This is a genomic window from Proteus mirabilis HI4320 (assembly GCF_000069965.1).
Taxonomy (GTDB): domain Bacteria; phylum Pseudomonadota; class Gammaproteobacteria; order Enterobacterales; family Enterobacteriaceae; genus Proteus; species Proteus mirabilis.
Genome location: NC_010554.1, coordinates 769,093 through 792,622, shown reverse-complemented (window position 1 = coordinate 792,622; position 23,530 = coordinate 769,093). Strand labels below are relative to the sequence as shown.

The window sequence follows — 23,530 nt, the reverse complement described above, 5'->3', positions numbered from 1 at the left end:
AGGTTATTTTTCCTCTTCTAATGACAACTCTCTGGCTTCATTCTCTAGTAGAACCGGAATATTGTCACGAACAGGATAAGCGAGATGATCAATTTTGCAGATAAGCTCTGAATTTTCTTTATCAAAGATAAGTTTGCCATGGCAAACTGGGCAAGCAATAATTTCGAGTAAGCGGTGATCCATTTTGTCCCTCACAAGGGTTAATCATGTTATAGGATAAAAGGATATCATAAGGAAGGATCAGCGTTAATACTCTACACCGCGGGTTTGGTAATTATTCGCTAAATATTTTCTCTATTAATAAATTTACTATTTTCTTTTTCACTATAAGCAACAAAAAAGCCACAATAATGTGGCCTTTTATCGTTTTGTCTGCAACATCATTAATAAAGAATTACATTCCGCTTTTATTGATAATAATTTAACCTTTTTATTATCTTTATTGCATTCTAATTAACGTGGCAACCATTTTATATTACCTTGAGCAATCAGTGATAACGTCTTATTTTATCCTTTTTGCATCAACGTAATGATAGATTTTAATTAAATCAATAGGTTAAAACATGGTCTTACCCATTTATTATAGGTGTCGACTATTTAGAACCCGATAACATCAGCGGCTTCTAGACCTGCTGCTGTTTTGATAACAGAAAACTCAACGTCTTGGCCTTCGGTTAGTGCTTTATTTTTTGTATTGGCAATCGCTTTTTTATTGACGTAAATATCTTGTTCAAGATCTTTTGCAACAATAAGACCATATCCTTTATTATTGTCAAACCATTTTACGCGACCCATTCTTAATTGTAATGTCATGATAGATAAACTCCTTTTGTTCTTTGTATAGTTTTTATCTTCTATACACATGCATTCTACTTTTTATTAAGTCTTCTTATATAAAACCCCATTAAATTCTGAACACATTAATTTAAGTAGTGCATTTTATTATTCAATATAAATGTTCAAAATCGTGATAGCTAAATTAGATAACTATTTATTGAACAGACACTAAACTACAAAATATTCATGACAAATATATGACATATTCTATATTGTAGCCTGTACCTATCAATAAACTTGCTTGATATAAATGTTAAAGTAATTTCTATTCGAAAGCATTTTAACTATCAAGCATGAATAATATCCACAGCATAACAATATTAACTCTACAATAAAGATCTAAAAACTCTCCACACAAGGCTTTTGAGTAGATAGGGTATTAGCGAGTTAAATTGAACTACGACAAAAGCGGTATGCGATTAGTGGGTAGGTAATCTTTATGTAACGCTATCCTGATTTCCATTATAAATATCATTGTTTCAGATCATATACAAGTTTTTTTCGCGTTGTCACTAATTGGCTGACTTGATTTAGCACAGATAGATCTTCCAATACCGCACTGACAGGCAAATACCACCAGTTGTTTTGCGCAAAATGCTGGCATTTAACTGCGTCTTTTTCTGTCATAATCAGCGGCTCTTGGTGAGGCGTCAGTATTTGTAACTCTTGTAGGGTATATTCACTATGATCATTAAAGGCTTTAGTCGCAATTAACTTAACCCCTTTATCTTGCAAGGAATTAAAGAAACGAGGAGGATGACCAATCCCTGCCATAGCAACTGCATTACCCAACTCAGTAATGGCTTTTTTCTCACCTGTCTTTAGATTTACCGCGATTTCTCCCTCTAAACTCATCGCTATTTCATTCGCTTGACAATCACCACCATTGACAATAACCGCATTAACAGAATCAAGACGATGAGCGCGCTCTCTCATCGGCCCTGCGGGCAACCACCAGCCATTACCAAAACGCCGTTGTCCATCAATAACGACGATTTCATAATCTCGCTGTAGGGCATAATGCTGTAATCCATCATCAGTAATAATAATATCAAGATCATATTGCGCTAATAGCGCTTTGACTGCATCACTGCGAGAAGGTGCAACGGCAACAGGTACGCCAGTGCGATGATAAATTAAAACCGGTTCATCTCCTGCGACGGCCGGCTGTGTTTCTGGCGACAATAATAAAGGATATTGGTCTGATTTCCCGCCATAACCACGAGAAACAACCGCAGGTTTAAAGCCTTGTGCTTTTAATTGCTCAACAAGCCAAATCACCACTGGTGTTTTACCATTACCTCCCGCCGTTAAGTTACCTACCACAACAACAGGTACGGGGGATTTCCATGAGGATAACCAGCCTTGTTTATAGGCAAAACGCCTAAAAAGGCTGATCGCCCCATAGAGCCATGAAAAAGGCAATAAAAGAAGGTAACACCACGATTTACCAGACCAAATCCGCTCAATCATTTGCCAAATTGCATCCTGTGTAGCTGAGCATAAACGCCTTTTCGCTCAATTAAATCAAGATGAGCACCACGTTCAACAATTTCCCCATCTTCAATCACTAAAATTTCATCTGCTTTTTCAATGGTTGATAGACGGTGAGCAATCACTAATGATGTTCTATTTTTTTGCAGTTCATCAAGTGCGGCTTGAATTGCCCGCTCTGACTCAGTATCTAATGCTGAAGTTGCCTCATCTAAGATAAGAATAGGCGCATCACGCAATAGTGCCCTTGCAATGGCAATACGTTGACGCTGACCACCTGATAACAACACGCCATTTTCACCAATTTCAGTATCGAGACCATTATCTAATTTTTGGATAAAGTCCATAGCATGGGCCATTTTAGCCGCTTTCTCGATATCCTCACGGGTATATTGGTCTTCACAAGCATACACAATATTGTTTGCTACCGTTTCATTAAACAGATGTACATTTTGTGAAACTAACGCAACCTGATTACGTAGTGATCTTAATGTGTAATCACGAATATCGTGACCATTGATCAAAATCTCCCCTTCGTTAACGTCATAAAAACGAGTGAGGAGGTTTGCAATAGTAGATTTACCTGAGCCTGAACGCCCTACTAGTGCCACTGTTTTCCCTTCAGGAATAGTGAAGGACAGATTTTTCAAAGCAGGTGTATCTTTGGTGATATATTGGAAAGTGACATTACGGAACTCAATATCACCTGTTGGTTTTTTCAGCTCAAGGGTGCCAGTATCTTTCTCTTGTTCCATATCAAGGATAGCAAATAATGTTTGGCAAGCAGCCATGCCTCGTTGGAATTGAGCATTAACGTTAGTTAATGATTTTAATGGGCGCATTAAAGCAACCATTGAAGAGAAGACCACCGTAATTGTCCCTGCTGTCAGGGTATCCATAATCTCAGGAAAACTGGCTGCATATAAAACAAAGGCTAAAGCAAAAGAAGCAATAAGCTGGATAATGGGATCTGATATAGAAGATGCCACCACCATACGCATACCTTGGCGGCGAATATGGTTACTAACATGATTAAAGCGCTTATTCTCAACTTCTTGACCATTAAAAATTAAGACTTCTTTATGGCCTTTAAGCATTTGTTCAGCACTTGTTGTCACCTGCCCCATACTATTTTGGATACGCTTACTGATGGTTCTAAAGCGTGTTGATACCATTCTGATCACCACCGCCACAATAGGTGCGATCACAATCAAGATAAGTGATAACTGCCAGCTATAGTAGAACATCAAGCCAAATAAGCCGATGATATAAGCCCCTTCACGGACAACAGTGATCAAAGCCCCTGATGAAGATGAAGCGACCTGTTCTGAATCATAGGTAATACGTGATAATAACGTACCTGTAGATTGCTGATCAAAAAAGCTCACCGGCATTCCCATAATATGAGAAAACAGCCGACGGCGCATATTCATCACGACTTTTCCTGATACCCAAGAAAGGCAGTAACTAGAAATAAAGTTAGATATACCACGCAGAACTATCAGGCCAATAACGGCTAAAGGCATCCATTTTAATACATCATTACTTGCTTTACCGAAGCCTTCATCAAGCAGAGGTTTCAATAAAGAGATCATAAATGCGTCAACACCCGCATTTATGATTAATGCGCCTGCTGCAGCAAACAACCCCGCTTTAAAGATCCGAATCATCGGCCATAAGCGTCGGAATGTTTGCCACGTTGATAGGTCTATATCATTCATATATATTACCAAACTTTTAATAAATAGCGGGCTATTCTACTCGGGAAACGTCAAAACACCAAACCACTGATGATACCAACGAGGTAAAATATCTCGTCTATAGGTGACTACATCAATCTTTCCGTGTTTAAACTCGATAGAAATTTGCCCATTTATCGATGTTGTTAGCCAATCAATGGCCTCTTTTTTATAACGGTTATGTACTTTATCAGAAGGTAAACGCCAAGGGCTATAACGTGCAGCAGAAACTAGTGCATATTTTGGTGATATTGCTTGAATAAACGCCAATGTGGATGATGTTTGGCTACCATGATGAGGAACTTGCAAAATATCCGCTTTTAAATAGGCTTTTTTCCTTCTCAGTAATTGTGCTTCCCCCTCTTTTTCCAGATCGCCTGTTAATAAAATAACACTGTTACCATCCGTTAATGAAATCACACAAGAATCATTATTTTTAGGTGAACGAGATAATGTCAGCGGCCAGAGCGCGTTGAAAGTAAGGTCTTTCCATTGCCATACTCCCCCTTGTAAGCACGGTAAATGTTGGGGATTGTCAAAGCTACTACGGATAGTTAACTTGGGATAAGCACGTAATAAGTCGTCAATACCACCAGTATGATCAAGGTGATCATGGCTAATTATCATGGCAACAGGCTGTAATCGATGATGCGTTAGATAGGGAATAATGACATTTTTAGCAATAGTGCCACCACTTTTCCAGCGTATCCCTGTGTCATAGATAACCGCTTCTCCCTCTTTTTCAATAATAATAGCTAAACCATGTCCAATATCTAACATGGTTATTCGCCAATCATAACGTTTAGAGAAAGACAGTTCACAATATAAAAAAGTAGCAATAGTGATCAAAATAATCACATGATGACGCCACCAGCTCATTTTGATAACTAAAAGAGTCATAATACCGCTTAATGCAAATAACCAGGGGACAGCGCCACAGGGTTGCCAATACGTAAGAAAATAAGGCGCACAGAAAAATGCCCAATTGATAGACTGATCAACCCATGACCAAATAATAGGTTGTAGAACAGGTAAAAAGGCAGTAAATAGCCCACACATAATAAGTGGTACGGTAATAAACGAAATAATAGGCACAGCCCATAAATTAACAAGCAAGCTAAAAAGATTACCACCACCAAATAAGTAGTATTGAAAAGGTAATAAGATGATCAATAGCCCTAGTTGCAAATGAATGAGTCTAATAACAAACCAACGTTTTTGCTGGCTAAATCTTTTATTTAATGGATAGAGCCAATACCAAACAATGATGGCAAATACCGCAGAAAAGGATAACCAAAAACTAGCGGATAATATGGCAAGCGGATCAAGCAATAAAATCACTGCCGCACTCCAAATCGCCCACTGCCAAGGTAAAAAAAGTCCACTACGCCAATGGAGTAAAACCCAAATAGTTAGGCCTATTATCGCTCTGGTTGCGGGGATCCCCCATCCTGATAAAGCCGCATAAAAAACACCACAACCTAAACTAATAACCAAAGGAAATTGTGGGTTAATCCATTGCGTTGGGAAAAGATATTGTACTCCTCTCGCCATCAGCCAACCAAACAGAGCAGCAAGGCCAATATGCAGCCCTGAAATCACAATAAGGTGCGAAATACCTGTTTTCATATAAAGTATTTTATTTTCGGCAGAAATACCTCGTTTATCACCTAACACTAATGCTGTGATTTCACCACTATTTTTTGTGGCTTGCCAATAAGATGAAAGATAGTGAATAAATTGAGTATAAATAGGAAGGTGAGAATTCGTTAATGTGGCTGATAATATTTTTCCTGACAATGTTTCTCTTACTGAAACGGCATATTTTTGGCTGTCAAATCCTCCCTCATTTAAATAACCATGTACTGCACGAAAGTGAATTTTAAACAGCCATGTTTGCCCGACTACGACATTTTTAGGCGGATGACGCCAATATATATTGGCATAGAGCTTAGCAGAAAAGAGATGCTGTTTAGGAATAGCAACTTTAATCATTATATTGCTATCCGGCAAGCGACGATATTCTAGAATTGCGCTTTCTATTGTGGCAATGGTGTCAGCAAGTTGAGAGGTTTTGGCCATTAAAGAGGAGGCAGTACTGTTTGCATAGCACCAAAAACAGAGTAATAGCAACAAAAAACGTAAGTATGAAAAAGGAATTAAATATAATAATACCCCTACGATAATCAGTGTATAGCTCAGAGATAAACTCAGTGTTTCACGTTGAATAAGTAAAGGTAAGCAACTTAATATAATGATAACGGCAAGATAATCTATATTAAGAGGTTTTAGCCCTAGCATTGCAATATATTTAGCATATAGATAATGCCATTTTATTAACGCTATTTTATTTCTATAAATATATTTTATCTTGGCTAATAAAATCATATTTTACATCCATATAATTAATTTTTCCTTGTAATATCATGCTGTTAAATTGTTACCTAAGATAGTTAAAATCGTATTTTTTTCGAACTCTCTTTTAATAAAAACTTTCGTTTTAAGCGCATACACTATTTTTTGCGAAGTTGTTCTAAAAAGTGATGGAATAACGGCAAATATCAAAATTAACTCAAGCCAAATAGAGAAAGATCACGTAAGGTAAGCCCAATGTCTTACAACAATCGCTAATAAAGAGAATATAGAGAAGTGATAAAGAATATAGAGAATAGAGAATAGAGAATAGAGAATAGAGAATAGAGAATAGTAGAACGTAACTTAATACCAACCGATAACCCAATAAAAAACGGCACCGAAGCACCGTTTTTGAAAAAGTTTACTAACTTTATGCCTATTTGATAGGAAACTATTATTCCGTATAAATATTTACACGGTCACGTAACTCTTTACCTGGCTTAAAGTGTGGAACGTATTTACCTTCCAGCTCTACCTTATCACCAGTTTTCGGGTTACGACCCGTACGCGGCGCACGGTAGTGTAGAGAAAAACTGCCGAATCCGCGGACTTCGATACGCTCACCATCAGCCAAAGTATCAGCCATATGATCAAGCATTTCTTTTACAGCTTCTTCAACCGTCTTAGCCGAAAGATGAGATTGTAGGCCTGCAAGTCTCTCGATTAACTCAGACTTGGTCATATTACCTCCCTAGACTACCGATAAACAGGCAACGACTCTCGTTGCCTTCCGTTAATAACTTAAATTATTCGCCTTTAGCTGCTTTGAAAGCTTCAGCCATAGCGTTGTTTGAAAAACCAGCTTCTTCTTTGTTGTTTACAGAAGCGATAGCGTCTTTCTCATCTGCTTCGTCTTTAGCACGAACAGACAGGTTGATAACGCGGTTTTTACGGTCAACACCAGTGTATTTAGCTTCTACAGCATCGCCAACATTCAGAACCAGAGTTGCATCTTCAACGCGGTCACGTGAAGCTTCTGAAGCACGTAGGTAACCTTCAACGCCGTCAGCTAATTCTACAGTTGCGCCTTTAGCATCAACAGCAGTTACTTTACCAGAAACAATAGCACCTTTTTTGTGAGCAGACAGGTAATTATTGAATGGATCTTCTGATAATTGTTTAACGCCCAGAGAGATACGCTCACGCTCAGCGTCAACTTGCAGTACTACTGCAGCGATTTCGTCGCCTTTTTTGTACTCACGAACAGCTTCTTCACCTGCAACATTCCAAGAAATGTCAGATAAGTGAACCAGACCGTCAATACCACCGTCTAAGCCGATGAAGATACCGAAGTCAGTGATAGACTTGATTTTACCTTCAACACGGTCGTTTTTGTTGTGAGTTTCTGCGAATTGCTGCCATGGATTTGCTTTACACTGTTTCAGACCCAGTGAAATACGACGACGTTCTTCATCGATGTCAAGAACCATAACTTCAACAACATCACCAACGTTAACAACTTTAGATGGGTGAATGTTTTTGTTAGTCCAATCCATTTCAGAAACGTGTACCAGACCTTCAACGCCTTCTTCGATTTCTACGAAGCAACCATAGTCAGTCAGGTTAGTTACACGACCAGTCAGTTTAGTACCTTCTGGATAACGTTTAGCGATAGCTACCCATGGATCTTCGCCCAGTTGTTTCAGACCTAATGATACGCGAGTACGCTCACGGTCGAATTTCAGGACTTTAACAGTGATTTCGTCGCCAACATTGACAATTTCGCTTGGGTGTTTAACACGTTTCCAAGCCATATCAGTGATGTGCAGTAAGCCGTCAACACCGCCCAGATCAACGAATGCACCGTAGTCAGTAAGGTTCTTAACGATACCTTTAACTTCCATGCCTTCTTGCAGGTTTTCTAACAGTTGATCACGTTCTGCGCTGTTCTCAGATTCGATAACCGCACGACGAGACACAACAACGTTGTTACGTTTTTGGTCTAATTTGATGACTTTGAACTCAAGCTCTTTGTTTTCCAGATGAGTTGTATCGCGAACTGGGCGAACGTCTACCAGTGAACCCGGTAAGAACGCACGAATGCCGTTCAGTTCAACAGTGAAACCACCTTTAACTTTACCGTTGATGATACCAACAACAGTTTCGTTTTCTTCGTAAGCTTTTTCCAGCATCAGCCACGCTTCGTGACGTTTAGCTTTCTCACGAGACAGAACGGTTTCACCGAAGCCATCTTCAACCGCGTCCAGAGCAACGTCAATTTCGTCACCCACTTGGATTTCTAATTCGCCTTGCGCGTTTTTGAATTGTTCTACAGGAATCGCAGATTCTGATTTCAGACCTGCATCAACCAGAACAACGTCTTTATCGATAGCAACAACAACGCCACGAACGATTGCACCTGGACGAGTTTCGATTGTTTTTAGGGATTCTTCAAAGAGTTGAGCAAAAGATTCTGTCATGTTAATGATCTTCAAGTAAATTTAATTAACGTCCATTTAGCATCCGGCCGAATGGGGTTGTTTCACATACCTCGTTACATCCTTTGTGACAAGGTCATCGGGCATTATTGTGTATTCATTAACACGTCAACCCGATTTTAATAATTACCTAGTATAAACGAAATAAAAACGAATTACGCTGTTAATTGCAGATTTTTTTCGCATAAGCTAACGATTTTTCAATAACTTCATCAATAGATAAGCTTGTTGAATCGAGAATTAATGCATCTTTTGCCGCAACCAAAGGCGCTACTGCGCGATTTCTATCACGATAATCACGCTCTTTTATCTCGGATAAAAGGCGTTCAAAGTTAACATTAAAGCCTTTCTCCTGCAACTGTAACATGCGACGACGTGCACGCTCTTGCGCACTGGCATCAAGAAATATTTTTACTTGCGCATCAGGAAAAACGATTGTGCCCATATCTCGGCCATCAGCAATTAATCCCGGTGCAGTACGAAATGCACGCTGACGGCGTAATAATGCTTCTCTTACGCGAGGAAACGTTGCTGCTTGTGACGCTGTGTTGCCAACGGTTTCAGTACGAATTTCGGTTGAAACATCTTCACCTTCCAGAATAACACTTAATCCATTTTCATTAGGAATAAAGCGCACATCCAAATTCGCCGCTAAAGGCACTAATGCATCTTCTGATGTAATGTCCACATGATGATGTAATGCTGCTAATGCTAATACACGGTAAATAGCACCGGAATCAAGTAAATGCCAACCAAAGGCTTTTGCTAATGCTTGACACAATGTTCCTTTACCTGCTCCGCTAGGCCCATCAACAGTAATTACAGGGACGATAACCGCCATGAGTTTCTCCTTTTCATGGGCACTGTTTTTCTATATTTACTGCCGTGAACCTATGGCGTTCTACAACATAAGCTCTAAACAGAGAAAAACAGTATTAATATATTGCGCGTCATTATACGCATACTCTCTAGAGGAGGAAACAAGCAGTTAAAAACAAGCTGTGCTTTTTAAAGATAATTTTTTATTAATCTACTTATTTATAGAATAAAAACACGCTTAAATTAAGAAAATCGATAGTATCGTACTAGAGAAAAGCCAATACTATCGATTTAATTGATGCTATTTTAATTAAACTTTTGCATGAGAAATACTTGCTAGTTTTTCAAAATAGTCAGGGAATGTTTTTGCCGTACAGCCAGGATCAAGAATAGTAATCGGCGTGTTAGACAATGCCACAAGTGAAAAACACATAGCTATCCGGTGATCATTATAGGTTTTTATTTCAGCCGTCGTTAACTGTTTAGGCGGTATCACAGTTAAGTAGTCGCGACCTTCATCAACCATCGCACCAACTTTACGTAATTCTGTCGCCATGGCAGATAGACGGTCAGTCTCTTTTACCCGCCAGTTATAGATATTACGGATAGTCGTTTCACCCTCAGCAAAAAGCGCTGTCGTAGCAATCGTCATTGCCGCATCAGGAATAGTATTCATATCCATATCTATCCCTTTTAACTTGCCACGTTCACACTCTATATAATCGTCACCCCAACGTATTGTAGCCCCCATTTTTTCAAGCACAGACGCAAAATGGATATCACCTTGCAAGCTATTTTTACCAATGCCGGTTACTCGCACGATCCCTCCTTTAATGGCGGCTGCCGCCAAAAAATAAGAGGCAGAAGATGCATCGCCTTCAACCAAATATTTACCCGGAGATTGATATTGTTGACCACCTTTAATCATAAAACGCTGATAGTTTTGATTTTCAATTTCTCCACCAAAAGTGTTAATCAAGGCTAACGTGATATCAATATAAGGTTTAGAGACTAATTCACCTTTAATGGTAATAGTGGTGTCTTGCTGAGCTAAAGGCGCCATCATTAGTAATGCGGTCAGAAATTGGCTGGAAACGGTGCCATCAACATCAACACTCCCGCCCGAAAATCCCCCACAAACACGTAGTGGCGGATAGTCCGTTTGTTCAAGATAATCAATTTTTGCCCCCCCTTGACGTAACGCATCCACTAAATGACCAATAGGACGCTCTTTCATACGAGGCTCACCCGTAAGAACAATATCGTGCTCTCCGAGGCTTAAAGCTGCCGCCAATGGGCGCATCGCTGTTCCTGCATTGCCTAAAAAAAGCTCAAGTGGCTGCTGGGGATGAAAAGAACCTGCTAACCCTTCAATATCACATACCGTATTATTATTTGATAATTGATATTGTACCCCTAAGGCGGTTAGCGCATTGAGCATATGACGAATATCATCACTATCTAATAAATTAGTTAAACGCGTTTTTCCCTTGGCTAAAGCTGCCAATAAAAGTGCACGGTTAGAGACACTTTTTGATCCGGGTAAATTGATAGTGCCTTCAATATGTACGATGGGTTGTAATGTCAACGATTCCATAAACAGGTAAAAGCTCCGCTAGATAAGTCAAAATAGGTAGAGACGCTGTGTAATAATGTCAAATAGTATGATTATCGTAATTAATATTTATCTATTTGCCATATTGGCACAGAGATAACAGTTATTGGCTCTCTGTGCTTTAATTATCAGAAAACCTGCCAATAAGGCAGGTTTTGCAGCAGTGAAAAGGTAACCATTAAGCGTGGCGACGCTCAAAATCAGCCATAAAATCAACTAATGCTTGTACACCAGCAAAAGGCATTGCGTTATAAATAGATGCACGCATACCGCCTGAAACACGGTGCCCTTTCAGCGCAACTAATCCTTGCTCTTCAGCTTCTTTTAAGAAAACCGCATCTAAAGCAGGAGAAGACATTTGGAAAGGTACGTTCATCAAAGAGCGGTTTTCTGTGGCAATACGGTTAATATAGAAATCACTGTTATCAATCGCACTATAAAGCAGTGTCGCTTTCTCATAATTGCGTTTTGCTATCTCTTGCAAGCCACCTTGCTCTTTTAACCATTTAAACACCATGCCTGATAAGTACCAAGCAAAAGTCGGCGGTGTATTAAACATGGAGTCATTTTCAGCCAGTACTGTGTAATCAAATACTGAAGGGGTTTCTTTACGTGCTTTACCCAGTAAATCTTCGCGAATAATTACCAATGTTAACCCCGCAGGACCAATATTTTTTTGTGCTCCAGCGTAAATCATGCCAAAACGGCTAACATCAAGTGGCTGAGATAAAATAGCGGAAGAGTAGTCGGCAATAACAATTTTTTTATCATCAAAATCCGGCTCTTCGTGGATAGCAATCCCATCGATAGTCTCATTTGGGCAATAATGCACATAGGCTGCATTATCACTTAATTGCCACTCTTTCATTGGTTTAACCGCGATTTTACCGTCAATTTCTGTCTTTATTTTAATGATATTAGGTGAACAATATTTTTCCGCTTCATCGGCAGCACTTTTAGCCCAATATCCTCCATCGATATAATCAGCGGTGGTTTTCTCACCTAATAAATTAAGCGGTAATGCCGCAAAATGACCACGAGCGCCACCATGACAGAACAGAATTTTATAATTTTCTGGTACATTGAGTAGATCCCGTAGATCTTGCTCTGCCTGATGGGCAACCTCCAAAAATTCTTTACTGCGGTGGCTGATCTCCATAACAGAACGCCCTAATCCGTGCCAGTTGCATAATTCTAATTCTGCACGACGAAGAACTTCTGCCGGTAACATGGCCGGACCTGCACTAAAGTTATATACCTGACTCATTCAAATTCACCCTATCTGAATATGTTTTGACAAAACGACCTCTATCGGTTGTATCATTCTCCTCTAATTGGCGCAATGACTTTTGTAAACTTACGTATTATGTGTAGCACACAAAAATAATCGTTAGGAGTATTTTATGTCGGGGAGTCAGTATAAAAAGGAAGATGCGAGCTGGGGAATGCTACTTAAAGGACGAAATAGTCTAAAATCACTCGCTTTAGCAGGGGGAGTGGCATTACATGCTATTAATGTCTATATCACCATTACCACCCTACCTTCTATTGTTCGTGATATCGGGGGGCTTAATTTATATGCATGGAATACCACCGTTTTTATTTTGGCATCCATTCTCTCTTCGGCGCTAACTTCTCGTTTATTAATTTTGCTCGCGCCACGTAATAGCTACTTATTTGCCACACTCTGCTTTTTAGTCGGCTCTATTATCTGTGCTACCGCCCCTTCAATGCCAATCTTGTTGGTTGGCCGATTTATTCAAGGTGCGGGGGGCGGAATGTTACTGGCTTTAGCTTATTCATTGGTCAGGGTGATGTTTCCGCAACCATTATGGTCTCGAGCTATGGCGTTAATGTCCAGTATGTGGGGAATATCAACGTTGCTGGGTCCCGCATTAGGAGGAATATTTGCAGAATATAATATTTGGCGGGGTGCTTTTTGGTCTATTCTTTGTGTAGGCATTCCTTATGCTATTCTACTGTTTACTATCCTTCCTAAGGAAAACAGTGCTGATATTGCTAACAAAAAAACATCACTTCCCTACCTACAACTTACCTTATTAATATTAGCAGTGTTATCTATCTCAATCGGTAGCTTGTATCACGTTACGCTATATCATATTTTATCTTTTCTATTAGCAATTATTTTTATCTTATTATTAATTTATATCGATAAGAGATCTCATGATGGGCTTTTTCCTAAAGGAACATTCTCTTTCTCAGCCCCACTATCCCCTATTTATCTGACTATGGCATTGCTAGGAATAAGTGTTCAGACAGAAGTGTTTGTGCCCTATTTTTTACAAATGATCCATGGCATTACTCCGTTACTTTCCGGTTATTTAGCTGCTTTAGTCGGTGCTGGTTGGTCTTTTTCGGCTATTATCTCTTCATCTCAACCAAGCAGTATTGCTCAGCGTATTATGCGTATCGGCCCTGCCATTAACTTTACTGCCATAATTGTTCTTGGCTTATTAATTTCAAATTATCTTCTTTTACCTTATGGCCAAGTGATTATTATTTGTCTAGCCCTCTTTTTTACAGGTGCAGGAATTGGCATGGCTTGGCCTCATTATCTCACTCGTGTATTACAGGTTTCTCAAGGGGAAGAAGCGCAAAAAGCGGCGACGTCAATCACCACTATTCAGCTATTTTCAACCGCTGTAGGTGCTGCCATTTCAGGTACTGTTGTAAATATGGCAGGATTAACCAACCCCGGAGGTATTGCTGGCGCACAAAATGCAGCCCATTGGTTATTTATTGTATTTTCTATTACCCCACTGATTGCATTTATTACTGCAAAAATCGTTGTTTCCAATATAAGAAAACATTAATAACATATAACCCAAAAGGCTATTAAAAAAATAGCCTTTTTATTTTTTATAAATAAACGCCTTTTAAACCTGACTATCTTTATTTATGTTTTTAATATCGCTAAATTAGCCCTAAATAATATACAAGGGTAAACATATGAAATTAATAAATGCAATAATAATTGGTGTAATATACACACCATCAATATGCCAAGCCGTAGTACAGCCTAGCTATGAACATGATAAACATTATTCTAATCTTGTTTTTATTAATCAAGATTCTTCAACCACAATTAAACCCAATGAAGCTAATCCTAATCAAGCAGAAATATTAATAGCACCAAAAAATGCCAAAGGCATTTCTTATAATAAATATGATAGATTTCATGTAACTGATGCTGGCATTATTTTAAATAATAAAGAGGTTGCCGCTGAGACTATTATTAATGAAGTGGTTAATGGAGCAACGTCACTCTTATCAGGGAATATTGCGGTAGCTGGCAATGCAGCTCATGTTGTTATAGCCAACCCAAATGGTATTGAATGTCAGGGGTGTCGCTTTTCGAATACCTTATCTGAAACGTTATCAACCGGAAAACCTATTATCGATAATAGAGAATTAATCGGTTACCGATTAGAAACATCAATCTCTTCCTTAGATGAAAGAGCTTTTGGTGGTAAGCCAATTGATCATATTGGCAAAATTGTATTCAGTAATCAAAATGACCGCAGTTCTAATCCTTCTTTTAATAACCTGATTATCATATCTAATAACATTAAGTTAGAAAAAGGATTTATATCTTCTAAAGGAGAGATAAATATTCATTCAGGTAAAGAAGAAGTAATAATTAAAGAAGGCGAAAGTATCTTAAAACAAGAATACGCCATGCGCTCAAATATAAAAAGAAATAATCTCCCCAATCAGATAATATTAGGTGATAAAAATAGTAATTCTAAAGAACAAGGTATAATTTCTTCTAAAAATATCATTATCAATGCTTCTGATACTACTATTTATAATTATGGTAGTTTAGAAAGTAGTAACCGTAGTAAAAATGCCATACAACTTAATCTAAATAAAACAATATTTAATAACCATGGATATATTCTCGCTAGAAACGGATATTTAGATCTGCAAAATAAGTCTTTCATATACAATATGGAAAATGGAACTATTGGCATGCAATATTGGCTTAATACTGGTAAAAATAACAATAGCTATAGCGAGACATACATAGGGTTAATACCCAAAAATACTATTAGCCAAATGAAAAACTTAACTTTAAATATTAGTGAGGATAGCAAGCTGATAAATGATGGTATTATCAAGACAGAACGTTTACACACACGCGATAAAAATATGAATAATATTCAAAATAATAGAGAAGATATCAAAATTTATACTAAGTTACGCAAAATAAAATAATATTTAACAAAGAAAACCATCTGCTATTTATCAGCAGATGGTTTTCTGATTTAACTAAAAAACAAAAAATCTAATTAATATTTTTCAAAGTTTTCTTGGATCGTGGCGGGATCTTGTGTTTCTGTCAAAGATAACTGTAATAACACTCTTGCTTTCTGTGGATTTAAACGTTCTGAAGCAATAAAGCCATATTTTGCATCATCTACTTCACCATTTTGTGTGGTAAATCCAACCGGAACACGACTTGAACGAACCACAACAACACCTTTTTTTACACCATCTGCTAAAGTATTTAAGATGTCAGAATATAAGTTACCATTGCCGACACCTGCACTAACAATACCTTTAAAGTGGTTATCTATAAACGCTTTAGCCGGTAAATCAGATGCATTAGCATAGTTATAAACAATACCTACTTTTGGTAATTCGGTTAATTTGCTGACATCAAAGGCAACTTTCTCAGCGCGTGGTGTTGCAGCAGTATAATAGTGTACTTTACCATCATGAACATAACCTTGAGCACCTGCATTAATCGGCTGGAATGCTTGCACTTCTGTCGTATTCATTTTGACAACATCTTTACCACTAATCACCGAATTATTCATGGTAACTAATACACCACGATTTTCAGATGCTTTATCACTTGCCACCACCACGGCATTATAGAGGTTTAATGGACCATCAGCACCTAATGCTGTTGCTGGGCGCATTGCCCCTACCATCACCACCGGTTTTTTACATGCTGTGGTTAAGTCAAGAAAATAGGCGGTCTCTTCCATCGTATCTGTACCATGGGTTATCACAAAGCCGTCTGTTTTATCACAATCCGTATTAATTTTATTCGCCAGTTTTAACCACACTTGGTCGTTCATATCTTGCGAACCAATATTAACCACTTGCTCGCCTGTTAAGTTAGCCACTTTTTTTGCCTCAGGTACGGCATTAATCAATGTATCAATGCCTAATTTTCCTGCTGTGTAGCTTGAAGAAGTGGCAGAGTCTCCACCCCCTGCGATGGTTCCCCCAGTTGCGAGGATTGTCACATTAGGTAAAGCAAAAACGGTACCACTAATTACGGTTAATAAGCTGGCTAGCAATGTTTTTCTTATCATTTTTTAATCCTTATGAGTCTATAAAATCGCGTCCAATTATGATGATTTATTATCAGTAATTCCGTGATAAATAGAACGAATTTATCAAAAGAACTAATATATTAGTGCATTAATGATAAGGAATGTTATTTAAAATCAACCGACACGAGAAATAATTAGTGCATTAGCGACGATTTCAGTATCATGTGCCCCTAACTATCACTCGTAAAATATTGATGAAACCTGCCATGTCACAAACATTTATTCCCGGCAAAGATGCCGCACTGGAAGACTCTATCGCTAGCTTTCAGCAAAAATTAACTCAGTTAGGTTTTAACATTGAAGAAGCTTCATGGTTAAATCCTGTTCCTAACGTTTGGTCTGTTCATATTCGTGATAAAGATTGTCCGTTATGTTTTACTAACGGCAAAGGTGCTACTAAAAAAGCAGCATTGGCTTCAGCATTAGGCGAATATTTTGAACGTCTCTCAACCAATTATTTCTTTTCTGATTTCTGGTTAGGTGCTGATATTGCAGAAGGTGAGTTTGTTCATTACCCAAATGAAAAATGGTTTCCACTGACAGATGATGATGCTGTACCTGAAGGCTTATTAGATGCACGTTTACGTCAATTTTACGATCCTGAAGGTGAGCTATGTGGCAGTGAACTGGTTGATTTACAATCAAGTAATTCAGAACGTGGTATTTGTGCCTTACCGTTTATTCGCCAATCAGATAAAACACCTGTATATATACCTGTTAATATCATTGCAAATCTTTATGCATCTAATGGTATGTCAGCAGGAAATACGCAAAATGAAGCTCGAGTGCAAGGGCTTTCTGAAGTGTTTGAACGCTATGTCAAAAATAGAATTATCAGCGAAAGAATTAGCTTGCCTAAAATCCCCCATGAAGTTTTAGCTCGTTATCCTGCTGTTATTGAAGCTATTACGACATTAGAAAAAGAAGGCTTCCCTATTTTTAGTTTTGATGCATCTTTAGGGGGACAATTCCCCGTTATTTGCGTCGTGCTGTTTAACCCACAAAATGGGACTTGTTTCGCTTCTTTTGGTGCTCATCCCGATTTTGGTGTGGCATTAGAGCGTACTGTTACTGAGTTATTGCAAGGCCGTAGCCTTAAAGATCTCGATGTTTTCAATCCACCGAGTTTTGATGATGAAGAAGTCGGTGACCACACTAATCTTGAAACCCACTTTATCGACTCTAGTGGTTTAATTAGTTGGGATCTGTTTAAAAAAGATGCAGACTATCCATTTGTTGATTGGGATTTCAGTGGTTCAACCGAAGAAGAATTTCACACATTAATGTCACTGTGCCAGCAATGTGGTGCGGAAGTGTATATTATGGATTATGACCATTTAGGGGTTTATGCTTGCCGTATTTTAGTCCCTGGCTTATCCGATATTTATCCTGCTGAAGATCTGCAACTAGCCAATAATATTATGGGTGTCCATTGGCGTGATACCATTCTTTCTTTACCAACAAGTCATGGCACAAAGGAAGAGTACCTCTCACTTATTGGCCAATTTGATGAAGATGGCTTAGATGACTTTACTCGTATCAGAGAAATGATTGGTATTGCACCGGGTAAAGATAATGGCTGGAGTCATTTACGTGTAGGTGAATTAAAATCAATGTTAGCACTCGCTGGCGGCGATTTAGAACAAGCATTAGTTTGGGTTGAGTGGACACAAGATTTCAACGCATCATTATTTACACCAGCGCGTCAAAATTATTATCGTTGCCTGCATAATCTTTTACTATTACGTGAAGAGCATGAGCGTGGGCCTGCACAATATATGGAGGCATTTTCTCGTATGTATGGCGAGGAAACACTGCAAGCTGCATTAAATGCAATTGAAGGTAAACAACCTTTTTATGGCTTGCAACCCATTGATCCATCATTAGCGAATTTGCCAGTTCATCAATCTTTATTAGCCGCGTATGAAAAATTACAACAAGCAAAACGTCAATCGAATAAATAACACTATTTTATTTAAGGTTATTTATTAAATAATTATTTTTAACTGAATAATAATCGCTTTGTTTAAAATCAAAACACTCTACTAACAAGTAGAGTGTTTTATTATATATAAAAAAATATAACGACAATTTTGCCACCATGACAATTATGTCAAATGACAAAAGTGTCAAATATGTCAAAAGTGACGATTTTAAGTTTTAAATATGACGTAAAAAGATAAGATTAACTTTTTAATCTAAAAAAAACACAAAAATATAGTTTAAATTGCTAATTATTTACCTAGATCTCAAAAATTTAAAAACCGTATTTTTATAATGGTTTTAAGGCTGGCGTAATCAATTAGATTATCCACAAATAAAGTAATGTTTATATTTAGCACAAAAGTAAATGGAGCGTTAAATTTTATTTTTAACTGTTAACGTCAATAGAAATAAATAATACGTTATATTTACTTTTTACTTTGTTTATCCAGCCAGGCTAAAATTTTTTGATAAAATTTAAAAAATTTTTTCTTATTATTAATCAAATAATTATAGCTAATTTAGCCGGTTTTTACGTACTAAAATTGCGTCTCTCATAAGCGACTATGATCCATATCAACTTTAGGAGTAAGACCCTTTGCTACTATTATTGCGTGCTATAATTATTCCAACATATAAGAGAGTGTTAGTATGAAAGCTGACAGCCCTTTTAATTTATTATCACCTGCTGATATGGCAAAAGTTGCCGATGATGCATGTTGTTATAAAGCAAACAAACATATCCCAACAACTTACTTATCTGCTTTTACTGCGGGAATGTTTATTTCAATTGCGTTTGTTTTTTATATTACAGCGACTACAGGCACCGCATCTGTTCCATTTGGTCTCGCTAAACTCGTTGGAGGAATTTGTTTCTCTTTAGGCTTAATGCTCGTGGTTGTTTGTGGTGCAGACTTATTCACTTCAACTGTACTCACCATTATTCCTAAAGCGACAGGACGTATTTCTTGGGCTAAGATGTTCGCTAATTGGATAAATGTCTATATTGGTAACTTTATTGGCGCCCTATTCTTTGTTGCCTTAATGTGGTTTGCAGGTCAATATGCAGCAGCTAATGGGTTATGGGGTCTGAATGTATTACAAACTGCACAGCATAAAGTTGAGCACACCTTTATTGAAGCAGTTTGTTTAGGTATTTTAGCTAATTTAATGGTTTGTCTTGCAGTTTGGATGAGTTATGCAGGTCGAACTTTAATTGATAAACTCTTTGCACTTATTTTACCTATCGGTATGTTTGTGGCGAGTGGCTTTGAGCACAGTATCGCTAACATGTTTCTTATTCCTTTAGGTATTGTAATTAAGAATTTTGCACCGGCAGAATTCTGGACTACAGTAGGTGCATCACCAGAACAATTTTCAAATCTAACAGTATCAAATTTCCTCGTTGATAATTTATTGCCAGTCACTATCGGTAATATTATCGGCGGAGCAGTCCTAGTCGGTCTGGTATACTGGTTAATGCATCTGCGCGGCGATAAACATTAATCCGTGCAGTTATGACTGATTTCTTAAGTTCCATTGTAAAAAGGTAGAAGTATCATGTCTGATTTAAATGAAAAATTTGCTGAAGCATGGAAAGGTTTTTCTGAAGGTGAATGGCAGAACAATGTTAATGTTCGTGACTTTATTCAAAAAAACTATACTCCATATGAAGGCGACGAATCTTTCCTAGCAGGTTCCACTAAAGCAACTGATACACTTTGGGAACAAGTTATGGAAGGCATCAAAATTGAAAACCGCACTCATGCGCCGGTTGATTTTGATACTTCTGTTGCTTCAACTATCACTTCACACGATGCGGGTTATATCGAAAAAGATTTAGAACAAATCGTCGGTTTACAGACTGATGCACCTCTAAAACGTGCAATCATCCCATTCGGTGGGATCCGTATGGTTGAAAGTTCTTGCCACGCTTATAACCGTGAGCTAGATCCAGAGCTGAAAAAAATCTTTACTGAATATCGTAAAACACACAACCAAGGTGTATTCGATGTTTATACTCCAGACATCTTAAAATGCCGTAAATCAGGTATCTTAACTGGTCTGCCAGATGCTTATGGTCGTGGCCGTATCATCGGTGACTACCGTCGTGTTGCACTGTACGGTATCGAGTTCCTACGTAAAGACAAATTCGCTCAATTCACCTCTTTACAAGAAAAACTGGAAAAAGGTGAAGATCTGGAAATGACTATCCAACTGCGTGAAGAAATCGCAGAGCAGCACGCTGCATTAGGTCAAATCCAAGAAATGGCTGCGAAATATGGTTGTGATATTTCTCGCCCAGCTCAAAATGCGAAAGAAGCAGTACAATGGACTTACTTCGGTTACTTAGCCGCCGTTAAATCTCAAAACGGCGCAGCAATGTCCTTCGGTCGTGTATCTACTTTCTTAGATATCTATATCCAACGTGATCTCGATGCAGGTCTGTTGACTGAAGAACAAGCTCAGGAATTAATTGACCACTTAGTCATGAAATTACGTATGGTTCGTTTCTTACGTACTCCTGAGTATGATGAATTATTCTCTGGTGACCCAATCTGGGCAACAGAATCATTAGGTGGTATGGGTTTAGATGGTCGTACTTTGGTAACTAAGAATACTTTCCGTTTCTTAAATACCCTGTACACCATGGGTCCTTCACCAGAACCAAACATGACTATCCTATGGTCAGAACAACTGCCTATTAATTTCAAAAAATATGCAGCTAAAGTCTCAATCGATACTTCTTCAATCCAGTACGAAAATGATGACTTAATGCGTCCTGACTTCAACAGTGATGACTATGCAATTGCATGTTGTGTTAGCCCAATGGTTGTGGGTAAACAAATGCAGTTCTTCGGTGCTCGTGCAAACTTAGCTAAAACCTTACTGTATACCATCAATGGTGGTGTGGATGAGAAACTGAAAATCCAAGTAGGTCCAAAACACGCACCTATCATGGACGAAGTATTAGACTTTGATACTGTGATGAACCGTATGGATCAATTTATGGATTGGTTAGCAACTCAGTATGTTACTGCACTGAATGTTATCCACTACATGCACGATAAATACAGCTATGAAGCAGCACTGATGGCACTTCATGACCGTGATGTATACCGTACTATGGCTTGTGGTATCGCAGGTCTATCTGTTGCGGCTGACTCACTGTCTGCTATCAAATATGCAAAAGTATCACCAATCCGTGATGAAAACGGTTTAGCCGTAGACTTCAACATTGAAGGTGAATACCCACAATTTGGTAACAACGATTCTCGTGTTGATGATATCGCTTGTGACTTAGTTGAACGTTTCATGAAGAAAATTCAGAAACTGCACACTTACCGTAACGCAGTGCCAACTCAGTCAATTCTGACCATCACTTCAAACGTTGTGTATGGTAAGAAAACAGGTAACACTCCAGACGGTCGTCGTGCTGGCGCACCATTCGGACCAGGTGCTAACCCAATGCATGGCCGTGACCAAAAAGGTGCAGTTGCTTCATTAACTTCAGTTGCTAAACTGCCATTTGCTTACGCGAAAGATGGTATTTCTTATACCTTCTCTATCGTACCTAACGCGTTAGGTAAAGATGATGATGTTCGTAAAGCAAACCTTGCAGGTCTGATGGATGGTTACTTCCATCATGAAGCGGATATCGAAGGTGGCCAACATCTGAATGTTAACGTAATGAATCGTGAAATGCTGTTAGAAGCAATGGAAGATCCTGAGAAATATCCTCAATTAACTATCCGTGTTTCTGGTTATGCAGTCCGTTTCAACTCATTAACTAAAGAGCAGCAACAAGACGTTATCACTCGTACATTCACTCAAACAATGTAATTTGATAACTCATGCATTTATTTACTGAGAAAGTAGATAAAATCGCTTAGAATAAAGGCCCCTACTTTGGGGCCTTTTTATCTAGACAGTTTTGGAGTAACCCTGTTATGTCCGTACTTGGTCGTATCCACTCATTTGAATCCTGCGGTACTGTTGACGGTCCCGGAATACGCTTTATTGTTTTCTTCCAAGGATGCCTAATGAGATGCCTCTATTGTCACAACCGTGACACATGGGATACTCATGGTGGGCAAATCGTCACAGTTGATGAATTAATGAAAGAGGCAGTGACTTATCGTCACTTTATGAATGCCTCTGGTGGTGGCGTTACAGCTTCTGGTGGTGAAGCTATCTTACAAGCAGAATTTGTACGTGATTGGTTCCGTGCTTGTAAAAAAGAAAATATCCATACCTGCTTAGATACTAACGGTTTTGTACGCCGTTATGATCCTGTCATCGATGAATTAATGGACGTGACTGATTTAGTCATGCTGGATTTAAAACAAGTGAATGATGACATTCACCAAAAACTGGTTGGTGTTTCTAACCAACGTACACTGGAATTCGCCCGCTATTTAGCTAAACGAGGCCAAAAAACCTGGATACGTTACGTAGTTGTGCCCGGTTGGTCTGATGATGATGATTCTGCTCATCGTTTAGGCGAATTTATAAAAGATATGAAAAATATCGAAAAAGTCGAGCTTCTCCCTTACCACGAATTAGGTAAACATAAATGGGTTGCTTTAGGAGAAGAGTATAAACTCGATGGTATTCATCCACCGTCAAAAGAGACGATGGAAAATGTTAAAGCAATTATTGCATCTTATGGTCATAAAGTGATGTATTAAGCTTTTATACACCCCCATTTTAAAAAGCAGTGCACAATGTACTGCTTTTTTTATGTAAAACTGCCATCAAGTTTTCCCCTCCCTGCGGCATGTTCTTTTGAGAAAGCGCCAGCCACTAAATTAAAAA

General features: G+C 38.4%; 17 protein-coding genes. 6 read left to right on the top strand and 11 right to left on the bottom strand.

The features are described 5' to 3' along the window. Positions 1–3 precede the first annotated feature (3 nt). The 10 genes from PMI_RS03545 to serC all read right to left on the bottom strand — a co-directional run bounded on the left by PMI_RS03545 (position 4) and on the right by serC (position 12,624). Complete coding sequence (locus PMI_RS03545; RefSeq protein WP_004244593.1) at positions 4–183, bottom strand: Trm112 family protein; 180 nt, start codon at positions 181–183, stop codon at positions 4–6. 414 nt (positions 184–597) lie between these two features. Next, positions 598–813 carry a cold-shock protein gene (locus PMI_RS03540; RefSeq protein ID WP_004247631.1) on the bottom strand — a complete coding sequence of 72 codons (216 nt, stop codon included), beginning with the start codon at positions 811–813 and terminating at the stop codon, positions 598–600. A 495-nt stretch (positions 814–1,308) separates the two neighbouring features. Continuing rightward, positions 1,309–2,310, bottom strand: a complete 1,002-nt coding sequence (gene lpxK / locus PMI_RS03535; RefSeq protein ID WP_012367713.1) for a tetraacyldisaccharide 4'-kinase — start codon at positions 2,308–2,310, stop codon at positions 1,309–1,311. Continuing rightward, the gene (gene msbA / locus PMI_RS03530; RefSeq protein ID WP_004244589.1) at positions 2,307–4,052 is read right to left on the bottom strand and encodes a lipid A ABC transporter ATP-binding protein/permease MsbA; all 1,746 of its coding nucleotides are present in this window, start codon (positions 4,050–4,052) and stop codon (positions 2,307–2,309) included. Before msbA ends, lpxK begins: the two co-directional genes overlap by 4 nt. A gap of 36 nt (positions 4,053–4,088) precedes the next feature. Then, complete coding sequence (locus tag PMI_RS03525; RefSeq protein ID WP_012367712.1) at positions 4,089–6,458, bottom strand: DNA internalization-related competence protein ComEC/Rec2; 2,370 nt, start codon at positions 6,456–6,458, stop codon at positions 4,089–4,091. Positions 6,459–6,879: 421 nt separating this feature from the next. Then, entirely contained in the window at positions 6,880–7,167 is a 288-nt protein-coding gene (ihfB, locus tag PMI_RS03520; RefSeq protein ID WP_004244587.1) for an integration host factor subunit beta, read from the bottom strand. Positions 7,168–7,231: 64 nt separating this feature from the next. After that, positions 7,232–8,905 (bottom strand): 30S ribosomal protein S1, encoded by a 1,674-nt coding sequence (rpsA, locus tag PMI_RS03515; RefSeq protein ID WP_004244586.1) that lies wholly within the window; start codon positions 8,903–8,905, stop codon positions 7,232–7,234. A 181-nt stretch (positions 8,906–9,086) separates the two neighbouring features. Then, positions 9,087–9,764: a (d)CMP kinase gene (gene cmk, locus PMI_RS03510; RefSeq protein WP_004244585.1), complete on the bottom strand. Its 678-nt coding sequence runs from the start codon at positions 9,762–9,764 to the stop codon at positions 9,087–9,089. A 288-nt stretch (positions 9,765–10,052) separates the two neighbouring features. After that, positions 10,053–11,339: a 3-phosphoshikimate 1-carboxyvinyltransferase gene (gene aroA / locus PMI_RS03505; RefSeq protein ID WP_012367711.1), complete on the bottom strand. Its 1,287-nt coding sequence runs from the start codon at positions 11,337–11,339 to the stop codon at positions 10,053–10,055. 196 nt (positions 11,340–11,535) lie between these two features. Beyond that, positions 11,536–12,624, bottom strand: a complete 1,089-nt coding sequence (serC, locus tag PMI_RS03500) for a 3-phosphoserine/phosphohydroxythreonine transaminase (RefSeq protein ID WP_004244582.1) — start codon at positions 12,622–12,624, stop codon at positions 11,536–11,538. 136 nt (positions 12,625–12,760) lie between these two features. Between serC and PMI_RS03495 the strand changes: the two genes are divergently transcribed. Further along, positions 12,761–14,191: an MFS transporter gene (locus PMI_RS03495; protein ID WP_012367710.1), complete on the top strand. Its 1,431-nt coding sequence runs from the start codon at positions 12,761–12,763 to the stop codon at positions 14,189–14,191. Between the two features lie 136 nt (positions 14,192–14,327). Beyond that, the gene (locus PMI_RS03490) at positions 14,328–15,596 is read left to right on the top strand and encodes a two-partner secretion domain-containing protein (RefSeq protein ID WP_012367709.1); all 1,269 of its coding nucleotides are present in this window, start codon (positions 14,328–14,330) and stop codon (positions 15,594–15,596) included. A gap of 74 nt (positions 15,597–15,670) precedes the next feature. On the opposite strand, the gene ansB is transcribed toward PMI_RS03490, so the two are convergent. Then, positions 15,671–16,708 carry an L-asparaginase 2 gene (gene ansB, locus PMI_RS03485; protein WP_004244579.1) on the bottom strand — a complete coding sequence of 346 codons (1,038 nt, stop codon included), beginning with the start codon at positions 16,706–16,708 and terminating at the stop codon, positions 15,671–15,673. Positions 16,709–16,935: 227 nt separating this feature from the next. Here ansB and ycaO point away from each other — a divergent pair, with 227 nt between their 5' ends. The 4 genes from ycaO (at position 16,936) to pflA (ending at position 23,403) form a co-directional block, all read left to right on the top strand. Continuing rightward, positions 16,936–18,693, top strand: coding sequence for a 30S ribosomal protein S12 methylthiotransferase accessory factor YcaO (ycaO, locus tag PMI_RS03480; protein WP_012367708.1), 1,758 nt, complete (start codon positions 16,936–16,938; stop codon positions 18,691–18,693). Between the two features lie 670 nt (positions 18,694–19,363). Next, positions 19,364–20,218 carry a formate transporter FocA gene (gene focA / locus PMI_RS03475; RefSeq protein WP_004244577.1) on the top strand — a complete coding sequence of 285 codons (855 nt, stop codon included), beginning with the start codon at positions 19,364–19,366 and terminating at the stop codon, positions 20,216–20,218. Positions 20,219–20,272: 54 nt separating this feature from the next. Next, positions 20,273–22,555 (top strand): formate C-acetyltransferase, encoded by a 2,283-nt coding sequence (pflB, locus tag PMI_RS03470; protein ID WP_004244576.1) that lies wholly within the window; start codon positions 20,273–20,275, stop codon positions 22,553–22,555. A 107-nt stretch (positions 22,556–22,662) separates the two neighbouring features. After that, positions 22,663–23,403, top strand: a complete 741-nt coding sequence (pflA, locus tag PMI_RS03465) for a pyruvate formate lyase 1-activating protein (protein ID WP_004244575.1) — start codon at positions 22,663–22,665, stop codon at positions 23,401–23,403. Positions 23,404–23,530 lie beyond the last annotated feature (127 nt).

Coding starts and splice junctions, on each gene's coding strand:
- PMI_RS03545 (WP_004244593.1), bottom strand. CDS start 183: ATGGATCACCGCTTACTCGAAATTATTGCTTGCCCAGTTTGCCATGGC.
- PMI_RS03540 (WP_004247631.1), bottom strand. CDS start 813: ATGACATTACAATTAAGAATGGGTCGCGTAAAATGGTTTGACAATAAT.
- lpxK (WP_012367713.1), bottom strand. CDS start 2,310: ATGATTGAGCGGATTTGGTCTGGTAAATCGTGGTGTTACCTTCTTTTA.
- msbA (WP_004244589.1), bottom strand. CDS start 4,052: ATGAATGATATAGACCTATCAACGTGGCAAACATTCCGACGCTTATGG.
- PMI_RS03525 (WP_012367712.1), bottom strand. CDS start 6,458: ATGATTTTATTAGCCAAGATAAAATATATTTATAGAAATAAAATAGCG.
- ihfB (WP_004244587.1), bottom strand. CDS start 7,167: ATGACCAAGTCTGAGTTAATCGAGAGACTTGCAGGCCTACAATCTCAT.
- rpsA (WP_004244586.1), bottom strand. CDS start 8,905: ATGACAGAATCTTTTGCTCAACTCTTTGAAGAATCCCTAAAAACAATC.
- cmk (WP_004244585.1), bottom strand. CDS start 9,764: ATGGCGGTTATCGTCCCTGTAATTACTGTTGATGGGCCTAGCGGAGCA.
- aroA (WP_012367711.1), bottom strand. CDS start 11,339: ATGGAATCGTTGACATTACAACCCATCGTACATATTGAAGGCACTATC.
- serC (WP_004244582.1), bottom strand. CDS start 12,624: ATGAGTCAGGTATATAACTTTAGTGCAGGTCCGGCCATGTTACCGGCA.
- PMI_RS03495 (WP_012367710.1), top strand. CDS start 12,761: ATGTCGGGGAGTCAGTATAAAAAGGAAGATGCGAGCTGGGGAATGCTA.
- PMI_RS03490 (WP_012367709.1), top strand. CDS start 14,328: ATGAAATTAATAAATGCAATAATAATTGGTGTAATATACACACCATCA.
- ansB (WP_004244579.1), bottom strand. CDS start 16,708: ATGATAAGAAAAACATTGCTAGCCAGCTTATTAACCGTAATTAGTGGT.
- ycaO (WP_012367708.1), top strand. CDS start 16,936: ATGTCACAAACATTTATTCCCGGCAAAGATGCCGCACTGGAAGACTCT.
- focA (WP_004244577.1), top strand. CDS start 19,364: ATGAAAGCTGACAGCCCTTTTAATTTATTATCACCTGCTGATATGGCA.
- pflB (WP_004244576.1), top strand. CDS start 20,273: ATGTCTGATTTAAATGAAAAATTTGCTGAAGCATGGAAAGGTTTTTCT.
- pflA (WP_004244575.1), top strand. CDS start 22,663: ATGTCCGTACTTGGTCGTATCCACTCATTTGAATCCTGCGGTACTGTT.